Origin of the sequence: Arthrobacter sp. zg-Y40 (genome assembly GCF_020731535.1) — a bacterium.
In the GTDB taxonomy this organism is placed as follows: Bacteria; Actinomycetota; Actinomycetes; order Actinomycetales; family Micrococcaceae; genus Arthrobacter_B.
Map to the genome: position 1 here is coordinate 74,282 of NZ_JAJFZS010000013.1, position 9,949 is coordinate 84,230.

The window sequence follows — 9,949 nt, forward strand, 5'->3', positions numbered from 1 at the left end:
CTTTCCGCGCACAAGGGCGCCCGCCCGGACTTCGGTTCGGGCGGGCGTCCTTGTGCTGGTAGCATTAACCCCGATGCCTAGGCGAGGGAGCGGCCCGGAATGATCCGGGCGGACTCCGTTATCGACGGTGGCTGGCAACTTCTGGCCGTACACGGGACCGATCCGGTCCGTACGGTGCACTGTTCCGAAACCGGCGCCTACGCCCATGGAAAGCCGACACGGCACCCACGGAACACCACTTACAGGAGTTAGCAATGTCTGAGCAGAAGCTCGCAGGAACCACCCGCACCGATTTCGGCAAGGGTGCAGCCCGCAAGGCCCGCGCCGCCGGCCAGATCCCCGCAGTCATTTACGGACACGGTGCCGATGTCATGCACATCCTGCTGCCGGCCAAGGCCACCACGCTGGCTGTCCGCACCTCCAACGCCCTGCTGGAGATCGACGTCGACGGCGAGTCCCACCTGGCCCTGGCCAAGGATATCCAGCGCGACCCGATCAAGCAGATCATCGAGCACATCGACCTGCTGACCGTCCGCAAGGGCGAAAAGGTCGAGGTCGAGGTCAACGTCCACGTTGAAGGCGAACTGGCTCCCGGCACCGCTGTATACAACCAGGAAGCCAACACGGTCCTGGTTGCCGCAGATGCCACCTCGCTGCCGGAGACCATCGTGGTCAACATTGAAGGCCGCACCGCCGGCGAGCACATCTACGCCAAGGACCTGGAGCTGCCGGCCGGCGTCGAGCTGCTGCTGGATCCCGAAACCATGGTCATCAACGTTTCCGAGTCCACCGTCCAGGACCTGGGCACCCCGTCTGACGAAGAGGTTGCCATTGCAGCCGCTGAAGTCGGCGCCGAAGCGTAACCCACTTCCGGGGCCTGCTCCCCGTAACGGAGCCGTCCGGTTCTCAGTGAAGGAGCAGTACCCGCAGTGAACAGCAACACCTGGCTTGTAGCCGGGCTCGGGAACCCCGGGCCCGGCTACAGCCGTAACCGGCACAATATCGGCAACATGGTCGTGGATGAACTCGCGTCGCGCATGGGCGGGAAGTTCAAGTCCCATAAAACCCGAGCCGCCGTCCTGGAGGGCAGGATCAGCCTGGGCGGCCCCCGGGTGGTCTTGGCCAAGCCACTGACCTATATGAATCTGTCCGGCGGACCGGTGTCCGCCCTGGCCCGGTTCTACGACATTGATCCCGGACATGTAGTCGCCGTCCATGACGAAATCGACATCCCCTTCAATACCGTCAAGCTCAAGCTCGGCGGAGGCGAGGGCGGACACAACGGCCTGCGGGACATTAGCCGGGCCCTGGGCACCAAGGACTACCTGCGGGTACGCGTAGGCGTCGGGCGACCGCCGGGCCGGATGGATACCGCGGACTACGTGCTGAAGGACTTCTCCGGCGCCGAAGCCAAGGAACTGCCGTTCCTGGTGGGAGACGCCGCTGATGCGGTGGAAATGCTCCTGGCTGACGGGCTTCTCGCAGCCCAGCAGAAGTTCCACGGCGCTGTTTCCTAAGGGTTCCTTCCCATGGCGGCCCTAGGTAGCAGCGTCCAGGGATTGGGGTAGTTTTCCAGCGCCCCGGACCGGCCCGAACCATTGTTTCGCTTCCGGTGCCGGGCCTAAAATGGAAGCAGCCTTAAGGGCTCCCAATACGGGGCCGACGTCGGGAGGCCTCCGAGACTGGGCCACCCCCATCCCGGCGTCGGTCCCTTTTACATGTGGCTTTTCCTCACGGCCACGGCCCTGCCGGTATGGGCCTGGGCAGGGTACACCTCGCGCCGCCCTGTCGCCATGGAATAAGCGCCTCGCGGACCTTCCCTGGTTCATGTCTTTGTATGTACTGGACGGGGTGGAGGGCCGCGCGTATGCTCGCCTCTACTGACCAGTAGCTACCGACAGCTGCAGTATTGGGGACCATGGTCCGGGTACTGCGTGCGTTTTTGGGGGGCGTGGCTTGAGCGATGAAGAATGCGTCGGCTGTTGACGATCTGGTTGGCCGTGCCGACGCCCTCGACGCAATATGCACGGCGGTGGTCGAAGGCCGCGGAGCACTGGTCCTGGGCGGGGCGGGTTTCGGTAAGACTGCTGTCCTCAAAGCGGTTTCTGAGCGGCTGAGGGAAGACTTCCACACCCTGTACGTCAGGGGAACTCCGATTTCCTCGCAGACCCCCTACGGCGCATTGGCGTTTCTGATCGGCGGGCTTCCCGAAGCAGCGGTCAGCAGCCCGTTGCAGCTGCTCCGCGAGCTGGACTCATCCCTGGCAGCGGGCTCGGGCGGCCGGCGGATACTCCTTGCCGTGGACAATGCAGACCGGCTGGACCGCTTCTCAAGCATGGTGCTTGCGCAACTGCTCCGCCGCGGCAGCGTAGCGGTGGTCGCAGCGGCATCCGCACATTGGGAGTCAGGGTTCGAATTGATGGACCTGTGGAGCGAAGGACTGTTGGCAAGGATAGCCCTGGAGCCATTGTCCGAGCGGCAGACCCGTCAGCTGATGCAGCAGATCCTCGGTGGCGCCGTCTCCTCCCTTGCCGCCGGTACCATGTGGCACGAAACAGAGGGCAGCCCCCGTTTCATCCGGCTCATGACCGAAGCACAGGTCCGCTCCGGCACCTTGGTGCGCCGGGGTCCCGTATGGGTCAGGACGGGTTCCTTTGTCCGCACCGGGGACGTGGGAGAAGTGGTGGACGCGATGCTGGACCGGCTGGCCCCGCAGGAACGCCGGCTCGTGGAGGTCCTGGCCCTTGCACGCAGCCTTCCCCTGCCCACCGTCCTCGAACTGGTGCCCGCCGGCGTTGTCGATTCCCTCGAGGAGCGCCAGCTGATCCGGGTCGAAGACGCCGGGGCCGCTGTGCGGTTTGCTGGCGGAAGTGTGGGCACAGTCATCGCAGCGACCATGCTTCCCGGGCGGCGGCGGGAGCTGTGGGATGACGTGTCCGTTTTGGTGGACCAGGGCAGCTTGGCTCCGCCGGAACTGGTTGCCTTTGTGGGTTGGGCCATCTCCTGTGGGGGAACTCCCGGCCCGGCCGCCGTCCTGCAGGCGGCGGCTGCAGCAGCAAACGGGCGGAGCGACCCGGCCACGGCACTGCTGCTGTCCCGAACGGCGGCCGGTGAACGGACACAGGGGTTGGTCCTCGAAGAAGTCCGAGCGCTCCGGGCCACGGGGGACTTTGAGGGGGTGGTCCGTGCAGTCGGGGAGCACCGGCCGGACCCCGGGGACAGGGACAGCTACGTGCCGCTGATGACGGAGTACGCCTATGCACTGGCGCGGTTTAACGCGCCAGACCCGGATGCCGTACTGGCCGGCGTCCAAATCTCCGGACCGCCTCAGGGCGACGGGCCTGAAGCTGCTGCGGCGCTGGTTATTGCCCGCAGCGCACTGGTACTTGACAGCGGAAACGTATCGGCCGTGCCGGACGGCTTGGCATCGCTGACCCGTGACCTGCGGTTGAGCCACGGCATCCGCACCCATGCCCGTGCCCTGCACGCCAACGCGCTTGCCCTGGCAGGCCGGGGCAGCGACGCGATGGCCGCCCTGGCCGCTATGGGCAGGCCTGCTGACTACGCGCCGGGTGCAGGCAGCGGGGGCGCCGGAAATGCGGAGGAAATATGTACCAGGGTATTCGACACGTACATCCTCGCCGGAGAACTCGAGCGCGGCGCGGAGTTCGTAAAGCTCTTCGACGACACCGGCGTCCGGCCGTCCTATCAGGGCAGCGCAGGCGAGCTGGCTGTATCGGTGCTCGCGGTATGGCAGGGGCAGGACGGCGCTGCGCGGGAGGCGCTCACCGGCGGTATCGGACAATTGGAAGTCCACGATCCGCAGGAGATGCTCCCACTGGCCCGCATCCTCGCGGGCTACGTCCGTGTCCAGCAGGGCCGGGCGGCGGCAGGCACACCGCTCAATGCCGGGACAACCCGGTTCCGGGAACCGTATTTCCGGGGGTTCCAGAGGAAGTACTTCGCGATCCTGGCGGAAGAACCGGACCCGGATAGCCGCTGCCGGTTGCTGCGCGAAGCGGCGGTTTCGGCCCTGGACACAGGGTGCGCCGCGCCCGCGCTGCTGTTCCTGTCAGCAGCAGTCCGGGCAAAAGACAAGGCCGCAGCCGGGCAAATGCTGGAAACGGCCGACAGCTCGCAGGGCAGGTTCGCGGAATCGTTGTCGCTGTACGCAGCCGGCCTGCTCAAGGATGACCCGGCATTGCTGGTTGGCGCGGCAAGGGGCTTTACCGCCCTGGGCCAGCACCTGCTGTGCCGGGACGCGGCCAGCGCCGCCTCGGAGCTGCTGGCTGCCGCCCCGGGAGGAGATGAACGCGGACTGGCCAGGATGGCCCGGGGCTTGGTGAACCTGAGCCTGCGGCGGATGAAGCACATCGGCGGGCGGGCAGAAACGCTGGCCGAATTAAGTGAATTTGAAGCAGATCTTGCGCATCGTGCCGTTACGATGGCCACCACCTCGCAAATAGCCCGGGAACTGAACCTGTCGCCTCGCACCATCGAGTGGCACCTGGGAAAGATTTTTGCGAAGCTCCACGTCTCCGGACGCGCGGAGCTGGCCGAGGTACTGGCCTAGGAACGGGGGATATCGCATGATCGGGTCGAACCCGCGGGCACTGGCGGGCAGGGACGATGTCCTTTCCGGCGTGCTTGAAAGCCTTCGCCGCCCCGGCGGCCACGGGGCGGTCATTGCAGCCGAAGCGGGCCTGGGCAAGACCGCTGTGGCGGCGGCCGCCGCCCAAGAACTGGAAACCGCTATGCCCGTGCACTGGGTGTACGCCAGCCCCGCGTTGACCGCGGTGCCCTACGGAGCCCTGGCGGCGCTTTTACCCGACATTACTCCGGAGCAAACAGGATCGGCGCTGGCCGTGATGCGCGCAATCATGGGCAAACTGGGCATTGGCGAGCACGCCGCAGAACCGGCCGGCAGCCCGGCCGCCCCCCTGCTCATAGTGGACGACGCCCACGAGATGGACCAGCCGACCCTTGACCTGCTGTCCCAACTGCTCGACGCCGCACAGATCAGGCTGCTGGTCCTTACCCGCACTTTCGCAGACGTTGCCGGGACCCTGCCGCACATGTGGGACGGCCAGCTCACCCGCCACCGGTTGCTTCCCCTCACCGAGGATGAGGTCCACACGCTGTGCGAGCAAGAACTTCCGGGGCAGGTTGCCACCACTGCATCCGTTGAGCTGTCCCGGCTCACCGGCGGTAACCCCGTGTACCTCCTCGCCTTGATCGAGGAGGCGATCCGGAGTGGTTTCCTGGTCCCGCGGCACGGTATCTGGGTGGTGTCCGAGGCCGAAGTGCCGGTGGGTGGCCGTGTGGCGGATTTGGTCAAGGGCCGGCTGAGGGCACTGGACCCGGAGGACCGCTCGGCGCTGGAAACGATCTGCCTTGCGGAACCGTTCGACCTGGCGGCAGCCTTCCGGTTGGGCATGCACCGCTCCATAGACCGGTTGGCCGCAGCTCTGTTGATCCAGGTATGCGGGGATGCGGGGAACGCGCAGTCGCTGCGTCCCCTGCACCCGATCTACGGGGAAGCAATACGGAAACTGGTCCCGGCAGCACGCAGTGCGCGCCTGCTGGGGAAGCTCGACGGCCAGGTGCCGGGAACCGGGGAGGAAAGCCTGCTGCGCTGGGTGGCTTGGTCCCTGTCCCTGGGAACCGAAGTCCCTGCGGCCGGGTTGCTGCGTGCGGCCGAAGCAGCGAATAACCGGTCCGACCCGCGGCTCGCCCTTCGGGCAGCATCTGCCGTGCCCGACGGCGGCACCCTGGTCCCGGCCCGGTTGCAGGAAGCGCGGGCACTTCTGCAGCTGGGTGAATATGAAGCTGCCGCAGCCGCAGCTAAGGGCACCCTCGAGGAAGCGCCGGACCTGCGCACAGCCAAGCAAGCGGTAGTGGTGCATGCCCAGCTGGCCATGCGGGCAGGCGGGGATAACGCATGGGTGCGGCCGCTTTCCGTTGCGTGGCGCCAGGCGATCGAACGTTTATCGGCGGTGGAGCCGCCAGGGGCTGTGGCGCGGGCCCGCGGCGGTCCGGAAATGCTTCTGGTGTTGGAAGCGGTCCGGGAGGGGGAATATGTCCGGGCCGAGTCCGAACTCGTGGACTTGCGGGCTCGGGCCGCGGAGGATGCCGAGGCCGTACTCTTCGTCGAAGCCCTCCTGGCGGAGGTGCTGGTGGCTACTGGCCGCGCTGTAACAGCCTTGACCCACAGCAGTGCGGCCATGGCGCTGCTGCAGCGGGAAGGCTCCGGCTTGCTTCCTTATTACCCGTTTGTACTGCACCGGCACCTCACCATCCTGGTCTGGCTTGGGCAGTGGGAAGAGGTGCATCGGTGCGTGGGGACCGCCGGCTCCTCGGCGCAGCGATCGCTGCTGCATTCCGGCGGGATGGCTGATTTCGCGCTGGGACTGTGCAGCCTGCGCTCCAGCGCCATGGAAGACGCCGCACGGCATTTTGCGGCGGCGGTCGAGGAAGCAGAGGCAGCTAACGATCCCGAAGGCGTGCTTGCCCTCGCGCTTGGACTTGGCTCCTTTGCCGCAGCCAGCCTGGGCCAGCGCGAACAGGCGGGCAGGTTGCAGCAAGCGGCTGAACAGGTGCAGTCGCACGGTCCCCGGCAGTACCAGGTACTCGCCGCCGGCATCCTCAGCGCAGCAAAACTGGCCAAGGACTCGGACGACGCTGCCGCCCGGAACCTGCGGGCGCAGGCCGCCGCCGCTCAGGAGTCCTCCTTCACCGCCATTGAATTCACCCTGCGCCACCTCGCCATGCGGCTGGGCGACTTTTCCGACGCCGGCCGGCTGCTGAAGATTACCGAAGGTTTCGAGGGACCGCAGGCGCCGGTGGTTAACCGAGTCGCCCGTGCCGTTCTGGACCAGGACGTTAACGCACTGGCGGCGCTGGCGACCAGCCGGGAACCTGAAATGGACCTGCTGCTGGCCCGGCAGTGCACGCTCGAAGCGCTGCGGCTGGCACGGAAAGGTTCTGACCGTGCGGTTCTGAACCGCATCCAGCGGCTGGTCGGAAAACAGGGTGGGAACGGACATTCCTCCCTGCCCGGGTTGACCCGCAGGGAACACGATGTTGCCGAACTGGTTGCCGCTGGCTACCGCAACGCAGAGATAGCCGGCCAGCTGGACCTCTCCGTGCGGACCGTGGAAGGGCACATATACCGTACGTACGAAAAACTGGGGATCAGCCGGCGCGATGAGCTCAAAGCCAGGTTCCCGTCCTTGCGCAACCCCGCCGCGGGCTGGAAGCCGCCGCCGCGCGGCGAGTAGTTTGCCCACCAAACACCAGTAGGTTTTACTCGGGCAAAGCGTTTCCGGGGTTCGTAGCGTTATGAGCGTTACTTGAGGTTCGAGGGTGCAGCGGTGCAATTCGAGGCTCTGAAGGTTTTCTCCGACGGGGGTTGTGGAGGATAACCGCAGGGCCCCGTGCAGCTGTACCCGGACTTCGGGTCCCACAAACGGAGCCGGCGGCGTCGATGCCCTCTGAGACCGGGGCGTCCCCCCAGCCGCCGCCGGCTCCTTCCCCCTAGCTGGTAGACAGCACCCGATATTCTGAGCGCACTGGTGCATGCAACCCGGTGGACAGATGGAGCCATTCGATGGATGTTGCCGGCCCAGGCCTGGCCCGCCCGAGCGACCAAAACCCCCTGTCCGCACCGGCACATCACCTCCAGCCGCCGCCCCTTGCACAGGTGCAAAGCAGTGCAGCCTCCGCACTGGATGCGCTCAATCAAGGCATGAGCGTGGTCATTTCCGGCGCTGACGGAACCGGTAAATCCACTGTGATGGCCCACATCCTTGGCGCACTGGGCGGGGAATTTTCCGTGCTGCGCCTGCGGGGGGCCGCTGCCTGGTCAGGGAAACCGTTCGGCGGTCTGTTCTGGCTGCTCAGCGAGCTTCCGCCCGAAGCGTTGTCCAATCCGGTGTTTGTCCTGCAGTTCGTCCGCGGAGTGTTGGCGGAAAAAGCCGGGGGACGGCGCCTGGTACTGGCAATCGAGAACGCAGAGGACCTGGACGTGTCCACCACTGCCGTCCTCCTCCAGCTCTGCCGTGCCGGATACACCCTCATGCTGGCAACAGTCAGGGACTTCTCCGCGTGCCCGGAGGAGTTTGTACGCTGGTCGGCAGACGGCTCCGTCCACAAGGAAGACCTGTGCCCGCTGCCAACGGCCGGGACGCGGACCTTGCTGGAAGACTTGTCCGCCGGCCCGGTATCCAGCCGCTTGGTGGCGGAAGTCCAGCAACGGACCCGGGGGAATCCGCTGCTGGCCACGTTGTTCTTCCAGGAACAAGTGCAGGCCGCGACGGTGCGCCGCCGCAGGGGTACCTGGGTCTGGACCGGAGCCGTGTCCTACGCGGGTGCCCTGGCCGAACGGGTGGAAACGGAAATCCGCGGCCTTTCCCCGGCCGAAAGGTATGCCGTGGATGTACTGGCGGTTTCCGGCGGGCTGCCCGCGCCCGTGATCCTGGAGGTTGCCGATCCGGCTGCCGTGGAGCGGTTGGAAGACATGCTTCTGGCTGCTGCGGACTCGGGCCCGGTCCGGACGCTGCGTCTGAAGGACCCGCTGCTCGCTGGAGCTGCAGCAGCGCTGGTGCCGCACGGGCGGGCCAAAGAGATCCGGTCCCGGGTGGCCGCAGCCGAGGCAACCTGCCGGATTCGCGGCGGTCCAAACGCTTTTCCCGAAGAGGCAGCGGCCCGGAACGCGGTCCGGGAAGCCGTGGAACTGTCCCGCAGCGGCCGCTGGGCTGAGGCTACCGAAGCGGCCCGGGCAGGCCTGGACCTGCTCCTTGAGGACAGCGTCCGGCGCAGGGACCTGCTTTCGGAATTGTTTTGCGTGTTCCTGCGGTGCGGCGAGCTGCGGCTGGCAGCGGACGTGCTGGCCCGGACCGAGGCGGGTACGGAGGGCGTTGAGCTGCCCGGCGGCAATGATTTGTGTGCGGGGATCGTGCAGGTGCTCGGGGGAAGGGCGGACAAGGCCCTCGATTATCTGCAGCGTTCCCTTGCCCAGCTCGAGGAAAACAGGACGCAGGACATAATCCCGCTGGCGAGCGCGGCCGCGGCCTACGCCTGTGTCCTGCTTGACGACGCCGAAGCTGCACGGGCCTACCTGGCGGCGTCCCAGCCACCGGCGGAACAACAGGCAGCAGGTGCACGGGAACCCGACCTCCGGGACACCTGGCAAAGGGACTCAGCCGAGGGCCTCGCCGGTGCCTTGGGCCGGCTGTGCACCGTACGAGGCGTTCCGGACGGGTTCTTCGGGCCGGAGAGCGTTGATACCGGCAGTGTTGAAGAAGGCAGTGTTGAAGAAGGCAGTGTTGAAGAAGGCAGCGTTCAAGACGGCAGCGGTGAAACGGTGAATACCGGCAGCACGGCGGCTGCCGGCCAATCCGCGTTGCAGTTGCTGGTACTGGCCGTTTCAGCGTTTCAAGGAACCGCCGGCGCGGTTGAGGAGTTGAGGGCAGCGGCATCCGCGTGCAACGGCGCTGCTGCTGCCATGTATTCGGACCTGGCCGCCGGGCTCGCCGATTCAGACCGCCTCGGTATGCTCCGTGCGGCCCGGACTGCCTACAGCCTTGGCCACTACCTCCTGGCCCATGAAGCGGCGGGCCGGGCGGTGCGCCTGGCCCGGGCGCACTCCGACCGCACGGTGCTTCGCACTGCGCGGCGGATCGAAAACGCGAGCTTCAGGATGCTGCTGGCAGCCAACTCCGTTTCAGATCGGCTGCCGGAGCTGTCGGATTTTGAGCGCGCCCTCGCGGTGGGAGCCGCAGCGGGGGAGAGCAGCTCGGACCTGGCCGCACGGCTGCATCTCTCACCCCGCACCGTGGACTGGCACTTGGGCCGCATCTTCTCGAAACTCCGCGTTTCGGGACGGGCTGAACTGCGTGAATGCCTGGAGACGGAACGCGCGGAAGCCTAACGCCGGGCCGCTATCCTC

General features: G+C 66.6%; 5 protein-coding genes. All 5 read left to right on the forward strand.

Features of this window, described 5'->3' with window-relative positions; translation table 11 throughout:
* The first annotated feature begins 254 nt into the window (after positions 1-254).
* The 5 genes from LJ754_RS13485 to LJ754_RS13505 all read left to right on the forward strand — a co-directional run bounded on the left by LJ754_RS13485 (position 255) and on the right by LJ754_RS13505 (position 9,931).
* Positions 255-863, forward strand: coding sequence for a 50S ribosomal protein L25/general stress protein Ctc (locus tag LJ754_RS13485; RefSeq protein ID WP_227914126.1), 609 nt, complete (start codon positions 255-257; stop codon positions 861-863).
* A 66-nt stretch (positions 864-929) separates the two neighbouring features.
* Positions 930-1,517: an aminoacyl-tRNA hydrolase gene (pth, locus tag LJ754_RS13490; RefSeq protein ID WP_227914127.1), complete on the forward strand. Its 588-nt coding sequence runs from the start codon at positions 930-932 to the stop codon at positions 1,515-1,517.
* A gap of 446 nt (positions 1,518-1,963) precedes the next feature.
* The gene (locus LJ754_RS13495; RefSeq protein WP_227926976.1) at positions 1,964-4,573 is read left to right on the forward strand and encodes a helix-turn-helix transcriptional regulator; all 2,610 of its coding nucleotides are present in this window, start codon (positions 1,964-1,966) and stop codon (positions 4,571-4,573) included.
* Positions 4,574-4,589: 16 nt separating this feature from the next.
* Positions 4,590-7,280: a helix-turn-helix domain-containing protein gene (locus LJ754_RS13500; protein ID WP_227926977.1), complete on the forward strand. Its 2,691-nt coding sequence runs from the start codon at positions 4,590-4,592 to the stop codon at positions 7,278-7,280.
* A 467-nt stretch (positions 7,281-7,747) separates the two neighbouring features.
* Complete coding sequence (locus LJ754_RS13505; protein ID WP_227926978.1) at positions 7,748-9,931, forward strand: helix-turn-helix transcriptional regulator; 2,184 nt, start codon at positions 7,748-7,750, stop codon at positions 9,929-9,931.
* Positions 9,932-9,949 lie beyond the last annotated feature (18 nt).